Genomic DNA, 15,346 nt, shown 5'->3' with positions numbered 1-15,346 from the left:
CCGGCCGTCAGCCCTGCTGGAACAGCTCCGCCGGGAGCGGCTTCAGCAGGGCGTACAGGTCGTCGGTGATCGGGCGGTCCCAGGCGGCGATGGTCACGAGGACGCCGTCGCTGCGGTCGAACTGGACGCACGAGATCCGGCTCTCGGAGAGCTTCAGCCGCCGTACGATCAGCAGGTTGTCACCCTGGAGGACCGGGGTGTCCTCGATGCCGACGACGGTGACCTCCTCGTCGTTCTCCAGTGCCAGCAGCAGCTGGCCCACCTCGAACGGGATCTCGCCCTCGGCGACCTCCCGGGCCGGGGAGCCCTCGGGGAGGTTGCCGATGATCATGGCGGGGCCGCGTCCGCCGAACAGGTCGTAGCGCAGAAAGACGCCCTGGCAGGAGCCGTCGGGGGCGGGCAGCAGGCCCGCGCCGAGGTTGCCCGGCCAGTCGCCCGGGTCCATGGCCAGAACGTCGAAGTCGGGCCCGGCGGGAGTGGCGCTGCGGCGGCGGAGGAACGACATGCGGCCATGGTACGTGCCCGAGCACACTCGGCGACGTGTGGGCACCTCCGGTCTCTAGCCCGGCGCCGTCCCCTCGCCCAGCGCCGCTCCCAGCCCCGACCGGTCGGTTCCCAGCTTCCGGTACACCGCCGAGAGGAGGCGTACGACGCTCTGCTCGTCGATGTGGAGCTCCGTGGCGATCTCCGCCTCGGTGCGGTCGTGGACCGTGAGGGTGGCGGCGACGCGCTCGCGGCTGGTGAGGGTGTCGGTCTCGGTGCTGTGGAGGCGGCGGGGGCGCAGGCCGGCGGCGGCGAGTTCGGCCCGGGCCGTGTCCATGAGGCCGTCGGCACCGCACTGGACGGCCGTGTCGAGGCCCCGGTAGAGGTGCTCGGCGGCTTCCCCCGGGCGGCCGGCGTGGCGCAGTTCGGTGCCCAGGGCGACCAGCGCGCAGGCGAGCTCGTAGGCGGCCGGGGAGCGCTCCAGATGGGCGACGGACTCCTCCAGGTATTTGACGCGCGCCGAGCCCGAGGACACCTCCGCCACCGTCCGCAGGGCCTGTCCGATCGTGGAGGGGGCGCCGAACTGGCGGGCGCGCTCCACCGCTTCGAGGGCTGTGGCCAGGGCTCGTTCGGGGGCGTAGTGGCTCTCGGCGCGGGCGAGGTGGAGCTGCCAGGGGCACCAGGCGGGGTTGCGGATGCCCCGCGGGTCGAGGCGGCGCCCGGCGGCGGAGAGCGCGGCCGCCGCGTCCTTGTTGAGACCGCGGGCCAGGAGCAGTTCGCCGTGCACCGTCTGGGCGTCGGGGAAGACGACGGCGGCCGGGAAGGGCTCACCGAAGCAGAAGTCGTCGGCGGTCTGTGCCGCCTCCGCGACGCGGCCCCGGGCCAGCAGGACCTCGATCAGGATGCCTACGGCGTACCAGTGGGCGGGCGTGCCGGGGCCGACGCGTTCGGCGAGCCTGAGGCCCGCGCGGACGAAGTCCTCCGCCTCGGCGAGCCGCCCGCGCCGGTAGCGGACGTAGGCGAGGAGGGTGTAGGCGAAGGAGAGGTGGGCGCCGCGCCAGCCCTGGCGCTCGAAGTCGGCGATCCCGGCGGCGAACAGTTCCTCGGTGCGGCCCGGCCGGTCCGCGTACATGAAGGCGAGCGCGACCAGGACCGGCACCTCGAAGCCGCGGTCGGACTCGGCCCAGTTGAGACCGCCGGCCAGGGCGCGCTCGGCGTGGTGGAGGGCGACGTGGGCGGGTTCGCCGCGTTGGACGGCGTCCCAGGTGCGCAGCCCGATGATGTAACGCTCGGTGAGGTCGCGGCCCTTGAGGCTGCTTGCCAGCCTGGCCATGCGGCGGGAGCGGGAGGGATGGTCGGGTTCGTCGGCGCGGAAGGCGTCCCACATGAACTGCTCGGAGACCATGCGCAGCCTGACCCGCGCGTCCTCGGTCAGGCGGATCTCGCGGGCCAGGGTGTCGGAGGCCTCGGCGAGGCGGTCGCTGTGGGCGAGGACCTGGGAGAGGCGGTAGACGATGTTCTGCCGCAGCTCGGGGTCGGCGATGGGCTCTTCGAGGGCGGCGCGCAGGTGGTTGACGGTGGTGGCGGGTTCGGTGAGCAGGGAGGCGGAGCCCAGTTCGTACAGGACGGCGGCCCGGTCCCTGGGCGGCGGAGGCTCGCTCAGGGCGCGGGCCAGGTAGCTGCAGGCGGCTTCGGGGGCCCCGGCCCGGAGGGTCTCGCCGGCCGCGGCGCGCAGTTGCTGCACGACCCAGATGTCGCCCTCGGGGTGGGTCTCCATGAGGTGGCGGGCGGCGGCGGAGGGGCCCTGCCCGTCGTTGATCACACACCAGGCGGCCTGTCCGTGCAGGGCGACGCGCACGCCGGACGGTATGGCGCGGTAGACGGCGGTGGCGATGAGCGGGTGCACGAATTCGAGCGTCTCGACACCCGTCAGAATGCGCGCGCCGCGCAGCGCGTCGGCGGCGTCGGCGGCCTCCTCGTGCCCGAGTCCGGCGACGGCGGCGCCGAGCCGGGGATGGATCTCGGTGCCGAGCACGGCGCAGGCCCAGGCGAACCGGACCGCGGAGGTCCCGAGGCGTTCGAGCCGGGTGATCAGTCCGGTGCCCTTGACGGCCGCGGCGAGGTCGCGCAGCAGATGGGCCCCGGTCTCGGTGGGGATGAGTCCGCGATCGTGCACCTTGGCGGTCAGCTCGACGGTCTCGAAGGGGTTGCCGGCGGTGACGACCCAGCACTCGCGGCAGAACGCGTCGTCGGCGTGCGAGCCGAGGGTCTCCCGGACCAGGCGGGCGACGGCGGCCGCGCTGAGCGGCTCCAGGTCGAGGGGGCGTCCGCCCGCGCGGCCCGGGAGGCCGCGGAACGACTCGGCGTGGTCGGGGAGTTCGTCGGGCCGGTAGGCGACGACGACCAGCAGCGGGAGTTCCTCGGCGCGGGGCGCGAACGCGGCCAGCCAGCGCAGGGATTCGGGGTCGGCCCAGTGGGCGTCGTCGAGGACGAGGACCATCGGGGCGCTGCGCACGGCGAGGTGGGTGAGGACCCAGTCCAGGCCGTCGCGCAGGCCCTGCTGGTCGGGCGGGGCGCCCTCGGTGGGTGCGCACAGGCCGAGGGCGGGTCCGACGATGTCGTACCAACTGCCCAGCGAGGACCTCAGTTCGCTCTCCGGCACTCCGGCGAGCTGCGGCTGGAGCAGCTGGCGGGCCACGTGGAAGGCGACGCGCTGTTCCTGGTCGCCGCCGCGGGCGGAGAGCACGGTGCAGCCGAGGTCGGTGGCCCGGCGTCGGACCTCGGCGAGCAGAGTGGTCTTGCCGATGCCGGCCCGGCCGGCGAACGCGAGCAGGGCGCCGCGCGGCCGCCGCGCGGCCTCCGCGCCGTCCTCGCGCAGACCGGTGAGCTCACCCAACGCCTCGTCCACAGCGGCGAGTTCACTCTCCCGCTCGAAGAGACCCTTACGGCTGCGCGCCATCCGTTGTCCCATCCCACACCCCCGCCCCGGCGCCGGACCCGCGCGGGGAGCGGGCGCACACCGTGACCGTCAGGCACCACAGCGTACGCCTCGCGCGGCCCGTTCGGGCCGGTCCGGGCAGGGTTGTGGGCCACCCGCCCGGCCGGCGCCGTGCGGGTCACCGGACGGATTCGCGGGCCTCCCCCGTCGGCTCCGGCGGTACCACCGCGATCGGGCTCGCCGCGTGGAGCAGGACCGCCTGGGTGACCGAGCCCATCATGCGGGCGGGTGCCAGCAGGCGTCGCCGGTGGCGGCCGACGACCACCAGTTCGGCGCCCTTCGAGGCGGCGACGAGGAGGCCTGCGGCGTCGCCGGGCAGGGCCGCGACGTCGGTGCGGACGTCCGGGTGGCGTTCCTGGTGCGGGGCGAGGAAGCCCTCGGCGAGGGTCCGGGTCTCGTTCTCGACGGCGCTCCGGTCGATCGGGGGCGGCACCATCTGGCCGGGCGCGGACCAGGTCTGCACCGGCCACGGGTAGGCGGCGATCACCTCGACGCGGGCCTCGCGCAGGGCGGCCTCCGCGAAGGCGAGGCCGAGGGCGTCGCCGTCGGGGCTGTCGACGTGCAGGCCCACGACCACCCGGGGCCCGGGTTCGGTCGGGCCCTCCCCGTGAACCTCGCGGTCGGGCCGGGGTACGACGACCACCGGGCACTCGGCGTCGCGTGCGGCGGCCAGGCTGTTGGAGCCGAGCAGCAGGCTGGCGAAGCCGCCACGGCCCCGTGAGCCGAGGACCAACAGCTGTGCGTCCAGGCCGAGTTCGGGAAGTACCGCGCCCGGCACCCCCTCCAGCGCGACGTACTCCACGGTCTTCGCGTCGGCGCGGTCCCGCAGCAGTGCGCGGACCTCGTCGAGCACCGGGTCGCCCTCGGTGTCGGGTGGGCCGGCGACCAGAACGTCGGCCTGTCCCCAGGCGGCGTACTGCCGTACGTGCACCACCCGCAGTGGCGCCGCGCGACGGTGGGCGGCGTCCACGGCCCACTCCAGCGCCCGCCGGCTGTCCTCGGAACCGTCCACCGCGGCGATGACCGGCGCACTGCTCATCTTCCCTCACCTCCGGAACGCGACCTTCCCCTTGTCGGGGCCAGCCTCGCTCAGGCATCGGCCCCGACCGGGCGCTGTCGATCGCGTGTCCAGATATCCGCGCCGAACACCCCCGGTTCGGCTCGCGGCACGAGGGCACTCAGGTGAGGTCGAACTCGCCTTCCCGGGCCCCGGAGACGAAGGCACCCCACTCGGCGGGGGTGAAGATCAGGGAAGGGCTTTCCGGGCGCTCGCCGTTGCGCATGGCGATGAAGCCCTCCACAAAGGCGATCTGGACATCGCCCAGCCCTCGGCTGCTGGACTGCCACTCGGCCCTGCTGAGGTCCAGCTCCGGCTTGTCCCAGCCCATGAGCGGCTGCTGCTGGATGGTGCTCTCGGCCACGTCCGTACTCCTCCCGGTTCGTCGTCCGCGGTCAGCCTAGCGACCGCTTCCCACGGCGGACAGGCCGTGTCGGGAGGACCTTTCAGGAGTCGGGGGGCTCGGATCCGACGAGCCACATGGAGAAGAACTGCGAACCGCCGCCGTAGGCGTGGCCGAGCACCTTCCGGGCCCGGTCCACCTGGTGTTCCCCGGCCTGGCCGCGCACCTGGAGGGCGGCCTCGGCGAAGCGGATCATGCCGGAGGCGCCGATGGGGTTGGTGGAGAGCACCCCGCCCGACATGTTGACGGGCAGGTCCCCGTCCAGCTCGGTCACCCCGGACTCGGTGAGCTTCCAGCCGCCGCCCTCCTCGGCGAAGCCCAGGTTCTCCAGCCACATGGGCTCGTACCAGGAGAACGGCACGTACATCTCGACGGCGTCGATGTCCCGGCGTGGGTCGGCGATGCCTGCCTGCCGGTAGACGTCGGCGGCGCAGTCCTTGCCTGCCTGCGGGGAGACGAAGTCCTTGCCCGCGAACAGGGTCGGCTCGCTGCGCATGGCGCCGCCGAGCATCCAGGCGGCCGGCCGGGGGGCACGGGCGGCCCCGGCGCGGTCGGTGAGGACCATGGCGCAGGCGCCGTCGGAGGACGGGCAGGTCTCCGAGTAGCGGATCGGGTCCCACAGCATGGGCGAGGCCTGGACCTTCTCCAGGGTGATGTCGTGCTCGTGGAGGTGGGCGTAGGGGTTCTTCAGGGCATTGCGCCGGTCCTTGTAGGCGACGAGGGAGCCGACGGAGTCGGGGGCGCCGGTGCGCCGCATGTAGGCGCGTACGTGCGGGGCGAAGAAGCCGCCCGCCCCGGCGAGCAGGGGCTGCTGGAAGGGGATGGGCAGGGACAGGCCCCACATGGCGTTGGACTCGGACTGTTTTTCGAAGGCGAGCGTGAGCACGGTGCCGTGGACGCGGGCCGCCACCAGGTTGGCCGCCACGAGGGCGGTGGATCCGCCGACCGAGCCGGCGGTGTGCACCCGCAGCATGGGTTTGCCGACCGCGCCGAGGGCGTCGGCGAGGTAGAGCTCGGGCATCATGACGCCCTCGAAGAAGTCGGGCGCCTTGCCGATGACGACGGCGTCGATGTCGGACCAGGTCAACTCGGCGTCCTGGAGGGCCCGTCCGGCCGCCTCGCGGACGAGTCCGGCGATCGAGACGTCCCGGCGGGCGGCCACGTGCTTGGTCTGACCGACTCCTACGACGGCCACGGGCTCCTTGCTCATCGTGGATCCCCTTCGAGTACGGCGACCAGGTTCTGCTGCAGGCAGGGGCCGGAGGTGGCGTGGGCGAGGGCGCGGTCGGACTCGCCGCGGTGGATGCGGGCGGCGGCCTCGCCGATGCGGATGAGTCCGGCGGCCATGACCGGGTTGGCGGCGAGCGCGCCCCCGGAGGGATTGACGCGGACGCTCTCGTCCAGCCGGAGCGCCTTGCGCAGCACGACCTCCTGTGCGGTGAACGGGGCGTGCAACTCGGCCGTGTCGACGGGCCGTTCGAAGGCACCGGCCTTGTCTGCGGCCAGTCGCGCGGAGGGCGAGTCGGTGAGGTCGCGCACGCCCAGGGAGTGCGCCTCGATGCGGTGGTCGATGCCCCGGATCCAGGCGGGCCGTTCGCACAGCTCGCGGGCCCGCTCCCCCGCCGCGAGGATCACGGCGGCGGCGCCGTCGCCGACGGGCGGGCAGTCGCCGGTGCGCAGCGGGCGTACGAGGTAGTCGCCTTGCGGGACCGAACCGGCCAGCTGTGCATGGGAGTTGGCGGTGGCGGACGTTCGGCTCCGCGCCCCGATCGCGGCGAGGGCGGGCTCGTCCGTGTCCCCCGCGTCGATGAGGGCCTGCGCCTGGAGGGCGGCCAGCGCGACCGAGTCCGGCCAGAGGGGGGCCACGTAGTACGGGTCCAACTGGCGGGTCAGGACATCTCGTACGGATCCGGGAGAGGACTTGCCGTAGGAGTACACCAGGGCGGTGTCGGCATCGCCCGTCATCAGCTTGGTCCATGCCTCGTACAGCGCCCACGCGCCGTCCATCTCGACGTGCGACTCGGAGATGGGCGGCCAGGCGCCGACACCGTCGAGGGCGAGGGTGAAGGAGAAGGCCCGGCCGGCGAGGTAGTCGCTGGAGCCGGAGCAGGTGAAGCCGATGTCGGCGGTCCTGAGCCCGGTCCGGGCCAGCACCTGGTGCAGCACCGGCATGAGCATCTCGACCTCGGAGGACTCCTCGGTGGAGCGCCGGTGGTCGGTCTGGGCGAAGGCGACGACCGCGATCTCCCTTGTCACAGCAGCTCCTTGTAGGTGTCGTAGTCGGCGTCGGGTTCGCCGGTCGGGCGGTAGTGGTCGGGGTAGCGCGCTCCCGGTGTCCAGACCGGCTCGACCCGCATGCCCATGCGCACCTCGTCGTACGGGATCCCGCCGATACGGGCGTGCAGGGCCAGGTCGGCGCCGTCGAGGGCGATGTGCGCGTAGACGTACGGCACCTCGATGTCGAGGTTCTTCGCCTTGATGTTCACGATGCAGTAGGTGGTGACCGTGCCGCGGGGGCCCACTTCGACATGTTCCGATGTGGCGACACCACATGTGGGGCACGCACCCCTCGGCGGGATGTACACCTTGCGGCAGGAGGGGCAGCGCTCGCCGACGGACCGTTGTTCGGAGAGGGCGTTGATGTAGTCGGTCTGGGCGCGGCCGGGCGAGTAGGTGTAGTCGAGGCGGGCGTGGGCGACGATCCCGGTGAGCGGGTTCTCGAACTCGCCGGTGTGGCCGCCCGGTCGGCCCGGTTCGCCGTCGTACGGTTCGAAGCAGGCGATGTCGGTGATGGCGCCGGCGCGTTCCCCGGCCCAGCGGATCCGCACCCGCATGCCGGTGTGCACGGCGTCGGGTCCGGGGGCGTCCAGGGCGTGCAGCAGGGCGGTGTCGGCGCCGTCGAGCCGGACCAGGACCCAGGCGAAGGGCGTGTCGAGGGGCTGGCCCCGCCGGGGCTCGTGGTTCCAGGCCCAGGTGGTGACCGTGCCTGTGGCGGCGACCTCCACCAGGTCGCGGATTTCCTCGGCGGTGACGGGGTCGTACTCGACGGGTGGGACGAGCGTGCGCCTGTCGGCGGTCTTCACCCCGAGGACGACGCGTTCGCGCAGTCCGGTGAGGAAGGCGCTCTGGACGGGGCCGAGAGAGCGGGTGAAGGGAAACTCGACGACGAGCGGGGCTTTGAGGACTTCGGGCATCGGGGGCTGCCTCCTTCGGAAGTCGGCGTGCTGGGCCGGGGCTGCGCGGCCGGTGGGGCTGTGGCGGTGTGCGCTGCGCCGCGGGGCGCGACCGGCAGGGGCGGCCCGCGGTCCCGCGAACGGCGCTCCTCGGCCGCTCGCCCGGCGGGGCCGCTACGCGCGCTTGTAGACGGGGGGCCGCTTCTCCGCGAAGGCGCGGGCACCCTCCTTGGCGTCGGCGGTGTCGAAGACCGGCCAGCCACGGGCGAGTTCGGCGGCGAGTCCGTCGGTCTCGGTCATCTCGGCGGTCTCGTACACGCAGGCTTTGACGGCCTCCACGGCGAGCGGTCCGCAGGCGTTGACCTGCTCGGCGATCTCCAGCGCCGCGGCGAGTGCGGTGCCTTCGGGGACGACATGTCCGACGAGCCCGACGGCGGCCGCCTCCTGAGCGCTGTACGGCCGTCCGGTGAGCAGCATCTCCAGGGCGTGGGTGCGCGGGATCTGGCGCTGCAGCCGGACGGTCGAGCCGCCGATCGGGAACAGTCCGCGCCGGACCTCGAACAGGCCGAAGGTCGCGGACTCGCCCGCGACCCGGATGTCGGTGCCCTGGAGGATCTCGGTGCCGCCGGCCACGCAGTACCCCTCGACGGCGGCGATCACCGGTTTGCGGGGGCGGTGGTGGCGCAGCATGGCCTTCCAGTGCAGGTCGGGATCGGCCTTGAGCCGGTCGCGGTAGTGCTGCCCCGCCATGCCGTCCCCGGCCAGCGCCTTGAGGTCCATGCCGGCGCAGAAGGCGCCCCCGGCCCCGGTGAGCACGATCGAGCGGATCGTGTCGTCCTCGTCGGCCTCGGCCCAGCCGTCGTACAGGCCGACGAGCATGGGAAGCGAGAGTGCGTTCTTCGCTTCGGGCCTGTTGAGCGTGAGCACCAGTGTGGCGCCTTCGCGCTGCACGGTGAGGTGTTCCGTCCCACCCATTGCCCATCTCCCCTCGGTTGGAACGAGAACAGGTTGCAGTAGGCGGGGAGGCACTTCAAGGGAACTCCGCAGGTTTTCTGACAGGCAGTCAGATTTCTTGGCGCGGGCCCTTCACAGTTGCCGCGCCCTTTGCTCTGATGACCGGCGAACCGGTGGATCGCCAGGCCGTCGGAGGTCAGGAGGAGCGGTGGAGTACAACCTTGCCGATCTGTTCGAGTCGGTCGTCGACGTGGTACCGGACCGCGAGGCCCTCGTGTACCTCGACCATCCCGGCACCGGCGCGGAACGCCGCCTGACCTACGCGGAACTGGACGCGGCCGCCAACCGCATCGCCCACCACCTGATCGACAGCGGGATACGCCCCGGGGAGCATCTGGGCCTCCACCTCTACAACGGCGTCGAGTACCTGCAGACGGTCCTGGCCTGCATGAAGGCCCGGGTCGTCCCGGTCAACGTCAACTACCGCTATGTCGAGGAGGAGCTGGTCTACCTCTACCGGGACGCGGATCTGGTCGCGCTGGTCTTCGACGGGGAGTTCGGCGACCGGGTGGCGGCGGCGCTGCCACGGGCGCCGAAGCTGCGGCACGTGCTGCGGGTGGGCGATCCGTCCTCGCCGGTGCCCGGCGCCGTCCCGTTCGCCGTGGCGGAGGCCTCCGGTTCGCCCGGGCGGGGTTTTCCCGCCAGGTCGGGCGACGACCAGTTCATCATCTACACCGGCGGTACGACCGGCATGCCCAAGGGTGTGATGTGGCGCCAGGAGGACCTGTTCTTCGCGGGTCTGGGCGGCGGGGCGCCCACGGGTGAGCCGGTGAAGAGCCCGGAGGAGCTGGCCGAGCGGGTTGCCGCCGGCGGGTACGGGATCACCTTCTTCCCCACCCCCCCACTGATGCACGGCACGTCGACGCTCACCGCGTTCATCGGCTTCAACTTCGGCCAACGGGTCGTCCTGCACCGCAAGTTCGTGCCGGAGGAGGTGCTCCGGACCGTCGAGAGGGAGAAGGTCACCAGCATGTCGCTGGTCGGGGACGCGATGCTCCGGCCGCTGATCGACGCGCTGGGCGGGGCGCTGAAGGGCACGGACTGCTCGGCACTGTTCAGCGTGTCCTCGTCGGGCGCGATCATGTCGGAGACCGTGCGCCGGCAGTTCCGGGAACTGGTCCCGAACGCCCTGCTGCTGAACAACTTCGGCTCCTCCGAGTCCGGCTTCAACGGCACGGCGACGGAGGACTCGGGACCCGAGCGGGGTTTCCGCATCAGGGTCAACTCCCGTACGCAGGTGGTGGACCCGGCGACGCACGAGCCGGTGGCCGTCGGCGAGATCGGGCGGGTCGCACAGTGCGGCCATGTGCCGCTCGGCTACTACAACGACCCGCGCAAGACCGCCGAGACGTTCTTCGAGAAGGACGGGACACGCTGGGTACTGCTCGGCGACATGGCGACGGTGGACGAGGAGGGCGTGGTCACCGTCCTCGGCCGGGGCTCACAGTGCATCAACACCGGGGGCGAGAAGGTGTACCCGGAGGAGGTCGAGCAGGCCCTCAAGGCCCATCCGGACGTGTACGACGCACTGGTCGCCGGAGTGCCGGACGCCACCTGGGGCAACCATGTGGCGGCCGTGGTGCAGCTGCGAGAGGGAGCCCGGCACCCCTCGCTGACCGACATCCAGGACCACTGCCGCACCCGGCTGGCCGGCTACAAGATCCCGCGCCAGCTGGTGATCGCGGACTCCATCCAGCGGTCGCCGAGCGGCAAGGCGGACTACCGGTGGGCGCGCGAGGTGGCGGTGGCCGCGGACCGCTAGGGCAGGTCCCGGGGCGGGGTGTCCGGCCGTTGCCGTGCGGCCGGGGGCGCGTACTGTGTGCGCCATTGCCGAACGGACGGTGACGCTCGGCCGTACGGGTGACGACGGCGTCGGCCTCCTGGTTCCGCCCGTCGCAGCCGGGACCGGGCCACGCACGGAAGGACCTTCGGGTGTCGCACCTCATGCCTCGCCAACTGCCGGATCCCGGACCGGGGTCGGACACCGATGACGAGGGGAGCGGGGAGGACACCCGGCGGGACTCGGCGGCGGGCGTCCGCCCCGGCCGGTTCGGCCGGCGCCTGCGCCACCCACGGGTCGCGCGGACCGTGAGTGCGGGGAAGACGGTCCTCGCCGCCGTGCTCGTACTGGGCGCACTGCTGTTGCCGAACCGGCTCGACGGGCTGACCTTCATCGCGTTCCTGCGCATCCCCGCGGAGGGGGTCCTGCTGGCCGGTCTGCTCCTGGTGCTGCCGCACCGGGGCCGACGCGTCACGGCGGTGGTCACGGGCCTGCTGCTCGGTCTGCTGACCATCCTCAAGTGCGTCGACATGGGTTTCTACTCGGTGCTGGTGCGGCCGTTCAACCTGGTGATGGACTGGGGCCTGCTGGGCGACGCGGCCGACTTCCTGCGGGAGTCGCTCGGCCGGACCGGCCAGGTGCTCGCCGTCACCGGTGCCCTGCTCCTCGCCGTCGCGGTTCTTCTCCTCACCACGCTCGCCACGGTCCGGCTGACCGGTGTGATGGCCCGGCACCGCCAAGTGGCAACCCGCAGCACCCTGGTGCTGGGCACCGCGTGGATCACCTGTGTCACGCTCAGCCTGCAGATCGGCGACGTGCCGGTCGCCTCCAAGATCAACGCTGTCATCGTGGGCAACCGGGTCGAGCAGGTACGCGCGGGCCTCGCGGATGCCCGGGTCTTCCGTGAGGAGGCCGCCGTCGACGCGTTCGCGGGTACACCGCGCGACCAGTTGCTGACCGGCCTGCGCGGCAAGGACGTCCTGTTCACCTTCATCGAGAGCTACGGCCGTACGGCGATCGAGGACCCGGCGATGGCGCCGCGGATCGGTACCGTCCTGCAGGAGGGCACGGCCTCCCTGACGGCGGCGGGATTCGAGGCCCGCAGCGGCTGGCTCCGGTCCCCGGTGACGGGCGCGGGCAGCTGGCTGTGCCACACGACCTTCCTGTCCGGGCTGTGGGTCAAGAACCAGCAGCGGTACCGGACGGTCACCTCCAGCGACCGGATGACCCTCACCAAGTACTTCCGGGCAACCGGTGCCTGGCGCACGGTCGGCGTGGTGCCGGGTGTGCGGTACGCCTGGCCGGAGGGCAGGTTCTTCGGCCTGGACCACATCTACGACTCCACGCACCTCGGCTACCACGGCCCCTACTTCAGCTGGACGCCCGTGCCGGACCAGTTCAGCCTGGAGGCCTTCAACCGGCTGGAGTTCGGCAGGAAGGACCGGGGGCCGCTGATGGCGGAGATCATCCTCGCCTCCAGCCACAACCCCTGGGCGCCCGTCGCCCACATGATCGACTGGAAGGACCTCGGCGACGGCTCGGTCTTCCACCGCATCAAGAAGGAGGGCAAGGACCCGAAGGAGGTCTGGAAGAACCCCGAGAGCGTGCGCACCGAGTACCGGAACGCCATCGAGTACTCGCTGCACAGCCTCGTCGAGTTCGTGCAGCGCTACGGCGACAAGAACACGGTGCTGGTCTTCCTCGGCGACCACCAGCCGGTGCCGACGGTCACCGCGGGCAGCCCCCGCAGGGACGTGCCGGTCACGATCGTCGCCCACGACCCGAAGGTGCTGGACCGTGTCTCCGGCTGGGGCTGGACAAAGGGCCTGAAGCCGGCGGCGGACGCCCCGATCTGGCCGATGAACAAGTTCCGCGACCGCTTCATGCGGGCGTACGGCCCGCAGCAGGGCTGACCGGGTCCCCGTCCAGGAAGGCGAGGGTACGGCGGACGAAGTGCTCCGGGTCGTCCAGCCACGGGTAGTGGCCGGCGCCGGGCTGGACGGTGAGCTCCGCGTTCGGGAAGACCTCGGCGGTGCGGCGGGCGAGGTCCGGGCGGGGCCCGCCGTCGAGTCCGCCCGCGTACACCAGAACCGGGGCGGTCAGAGCGGCGAGCGCGGCCCGGGTGGCGTCCGGGGTGAAGGCTCCCTCGCCGAAATACCGTTCGCCCGCCTCGTCGTTGGTCTGCTCGTCCGCGGCGGCGTCATGCGTGCGGGCGGCGTCGTCCCAGCGGCCGTAGAAGAACGGCATGAAGACCTCGTCGAAGTCGCCCTCCCGTGTCAGCCACGCCTCGAACGCGGCAAACGCCTCCGCGAACCACGGCTCACCGGCCCGCAGCCGGGCCGCGGCCAGCCGGTCCTCGGGCGTTGCCCGCATGCCGAGGGCCGAGGGATTCGGGGTGATCAGCGCGAGCCGCCGTATCCGGTGGGGATAGCGGGCCGCGTAGAGCAGCGCGAGACTACCGGCCGCCGAGTGGGCCAGCAGATCCATGTGCTCCAGCCCCATGTGGGCCCGCCATGCCTCCACGTCGTCCACCAGCCGATCACAGCGGTACGTCGCCGGGTCGCCCGGCACCCCGGAGTCCCCGGTGCCCCGCAGATCGAGCAGCGCCAGCCGCCGGTGCGCGGCGAGCCCGCCCAGGTCCCCGAGATAGCCGGAGGCACGCATGGGCCCGCCGGGCAGCACGGCGAGCGTCTCGCCCTCACCCCTGAGGTGGTAGGCGAGCTGGGTTCCGTCGGCTGCGCTGAAGATCGGCATGCCGGTGATCATCCCGGCCCGGACCGCCGGGCCGCAACGTCATTGCCCGCTCACAGCGCGATGGGCCGATAGGCCGGCAGCTCCGCCACGATCCGCTGCGGCGGGGCGTCCACCAGGTGGGCAGGCGGGTGGAAGAGCAGGTCGGCGGCCCGAGGATGAGCGGCGCTGGTCCGCAACACCGACAGGCAGTAGTCGGTGTCAGGGTCCCCCGATGCGCATCCGGCTGGTTCGCCTCGTATCTCCACGCGCCCATCCTTCCGGGGCGCCCCGTCGGGAAAATTCCGGGTCGGCCTCTTGCCCGGAGGCCGGTGGGCTGAATTTACTGGCCCGGAGGGGCAACCGAATGATCGGTCGTCCGGAATGTGCGGCTGACGAGGGAGAAGGCCCGATGGCGGATGCGGCGGACCTGCTGGATGCGGGCGAGAAGCTCGGGCCCGAGGAGCTGCGGGCGCTCCAGCTGGAGCGGCTGCGTGCCTCACTGCGGCACGCCTACGACAACGTGCCCTTCTACCGGGAGTCCTTCGACAAGGCCGGCATCCGCCCGGAGGACTGCCGCTCGCTGGCCGACCTGGCGCACTTCCCCTTCACCACCAAGGGCGACCTCCGGGAGCACTACCCGTACGGCATGTTCGCCGTGCCCCGCGAACGCATCCGCCGCCTCCACGCCTCCAGCGGCACCACCGGGCTGCCCACGGTGGTCGGCTACACGGAGAACGACCTCTCCATGTGGGCCGACATGGTGGCGCGTTCCCTCCGGGCCGCGGGCGGGCGCCCCGGCGACACCGTGCATGTGGCCTACGGCTATGGACTGTTCACCGGGGGGCTGGGCGCCCACTACGGTGCCGAGCGGCTGGGCTGTACGGTCATCCCGGCGTCCGGTGGCATGACGGCGCGCCAGGTCCGGCTGATCCGGGACCTCGAACCCGGCATCATCATGGTCACCCCGTCGTACATGCTCACGCTGCTGGACGAGTTCGAGCGGCAGGGCGTGGACCCGCGGAGCACCTCGCTGCGGGTGGGCGTCTTCGGCGCCGAGCCCTGGACCGAGCAGATGCGGCGGGAGATCGAGGAGCGGTTCGCGATCGACGCCGTCGACATCTACGGGTTGTCCGAGGTGATCGGTCCGGGGGTCGCCCAGGAGTGCGTGGAGACCAAGGACGGTCTCCACGTGTGGGAGGACCACTTCTATCCGGAGATCGTCGACCCGATCACGGGCGAGGTGCTGCCGGACGGCGAGCAGGGCGAGCTGGTGTTCACCTCGCTCACCAAGGAGGCCATGCCGATCGTCCGGTACCGGACCCGTGACCTGACCCGGCTGCTGCCCGGCACGGCCCGGGCGTTCCGGCGGATGGAGAAGATCACCGGGCGCAGCGACGACATGGTGATCCTGCGCGGGGTCAACCTTTTCCCGACCCAGATCGAGGAGATCGTGCTGCGCACCCCCGGCGTGGCCCCGCACTTCCAGCTGCGCCTCACCCGCGAGGGCCGCCTCGACGCGCTCACCGTACGCGCCGAGGCCCGCCCGGGCGCCACCCCCGAGGCGCGGGAGGCGGCGGCCCTGTCCATCGCAGCGGCCGTGAAGGACGGCGTCGGTGTCTCCGTGGACGTGGAGATCGTGGAGGCGGAGTCGCTGGAGCGGTCCGTGGGCAAGATCCGCCGGATCATGGATCTGCGGCCGCGCTAG

General features: G+C 72.3%; 13 protein-coding genes. 3 read left to right on the top strand and 10 right to left on the bottom strand.

Annotated elements, in window-relative coordinates; all coding sequences use genetic code 11:
* Positions 1-7: 7 nt before the first annotated feature.
* The 8 genes from FB157_RS19440 to FB157_RS19405 all read right to left on the bottom strand — a co-directional run bounded on the left by FB157_RS19440 (position 8) and on the right by FB157_RS19405 (position 9,089).
* Positions 8-505 carry a hypothetical protein gene (locus FB157_RS19440; RefSeq protein ID WP_145881428.1) on the bottom strand — a complete coding sequence of 166 codons (498 nt, stop codon included), beginning with the start codon at positions 503-505 and terminating at the stop codon, positions 8-10.
* Positions 506-559: 54 nt separating this feature from the next.
* Positions 560-3,442, bottom strand: a complete 2,883-nt coding sequence (locus FB157_RS19435; RefSeq protein ID WP_398946931.1) for an ATP-binding protein — start codon at positions 3,440-3,442, stop codon at positions 560-562.
* A 157-nt stretch (positions 3,443-3,599) separates the two neighbouring features.
* Positions 3,600-4,520, bottom strand: coding sequence for a universal stress protein (locus FB157_RS19430; RefSeq protein ID WP_145881424.1), 921 nt, complete (start codon positions 4,518-4,520; stop codon positions 3,600-3,602).
* 139 nt (positions 4,521-4,659) lie between these two features.
* Positions 4,660-4,902, bottom strand: coding sequence for a DUF397 domain-containing protein (locus FB157_RS19425; protein WP_145881422.1), 243 nt, complete (start codon positions 4,900-4,902; stop codon positions 4,660-4,662).
* Between the two features lie 82 nt (positions 4,903-4,984).
* The gene (locus FB157_RS19420; protein WP_145881420.1) at positions 4,985-6,151 is read right to left on the bottom strand and encodes a thiolase domain-containing protein; all 1,167 of its coding nucleotides are present in this window, start codon (positions 6,149-6,151) and stop codon (positions 4,985-4,987) included.
* Positions 6,148-7,197: a thiolase domain-containing protein gene (locus FB157_RS19415; protein ID WP_145881418.1), complete on the bottom strand. Its 1,050-nt coding sequence runs from the start codon at positions 7,195-7,197 to the stop codon at positions 6,148-6,150. The genes FB157_RS19420 and FB157_RS19415 overlap by 4 nt, the downstream gene beginning before the upstream one ends.
* Positions 7,194-8,135, bottom strand: a complete 942-nt coding sequence (locus FB157_RS19410) for a Zn-ribbon domain-containing OB-fold protein (protein ID WP_145881416.1) — start codon at positions 8,133-8,135, stop codon at positions 7,194-7,196. The genes FB157_RS19415 and FB157_RS19410 overlap by 4 nt, the downstream gene beginning before the upstream one ends.
* 153 nt (positions 8,136-8,288) lie before the next feature.
* Positions 8,289-9,089, bottom strand: coding sequence for a crotonase/enoyl-CoA hydratase family protein (locus tag FB157_RS19405; protein WP_145881414.1), 801 nt, complete (start codon positions 9,087-9,089; stop codon positions 8,289-8,291).
* A gap of 187 nt (positions 9,090-9,276) precedes the next feature.
* Here FB157_RS19405 and FB157_RS19400 point away from each other — a divergent pair, with 187 nt between their 5' ends.
* Together FB157_RS19400 and FB157_RS19395 are read left to right on the top strand one after the other, a co-directional pair.
* Positions 9,277-10,890: an acyl-CoA synthetase gene (locus FB157_RS19400; RefSeq protein WP_145881412.1), complete on the top strand. Its 1,614-nt coding sequence runs from the start codon at positions 9,277-9,279 to the stop codon at positions 10,888-10,890.
* Between the two features lie 182 nt (positions 10,891-11,072).
* Entirely contained in the window at positions 11,073-12,821 is a 1,749-nt protein-coding gene (locus FB157_RS19395) for a sulfatase (protein ID WP_261386376.1), read from the top strand.
* Here FB157_RS19395 and FB157_RS19390 read toward each other — a convergent pair.
* Both FB157_RS19390 and FB157_RS19385 read right to left on the bottom strand, forming a co-directional pair.
* Positions 12,790-13,662 (bottom strand): alpha/beta fold hydrolase, encoded by an 873-nt coding sequence (locus FB157_RS19390; protein WP_186581574.1) that lies wholly within the window; start codon positions 13,660-13,662, stop codon positions 12,790-12,792. The genes FB157_RS19395 and FB157_RS19390 overlap by 32 nt on opposite strands.
* Positions 13,663-13,712: 50 nt before the next feature.
* Positions 13,713-13,907, bottom strand: a complete 195-nt coding sequence (locus FB157_RS19385; RefSeq protein WP_145881408.1) for a hypothetical protein — start codon at positions 13,905-13,907, stop codon at positions 13,713-13,715.
* 143 nt (positions 13,908-14,050) lie between these two features.
* Here FB157_RS19385 and paaK point away from each other — a divergent pair, with 143 nt between their 5' ends.
* Positions 14,051-15,346: a phenylacetate--CoA ligase PaaK gene (gene paaK / locus FB157_RS19380; protein ID WP_145881407.1), complete on the top strand. Its 1,296-nt coding sequence runs from the start codon at positions 14,051-14,053 to the stop codon at positions 15,344-15,346.

This window comes from Streptomyces sp. BK340 (assembly GCF_007827595.1).
Classification (GTDB): domain Bacteria; phylum Actinomycetota; class Actinomycetes; order Streptomycetales; family Streptomycetaceae; genus Streptomyces.
This window is presented reverse-complemented; position numbering and strand designations above follow the sequence as displayed.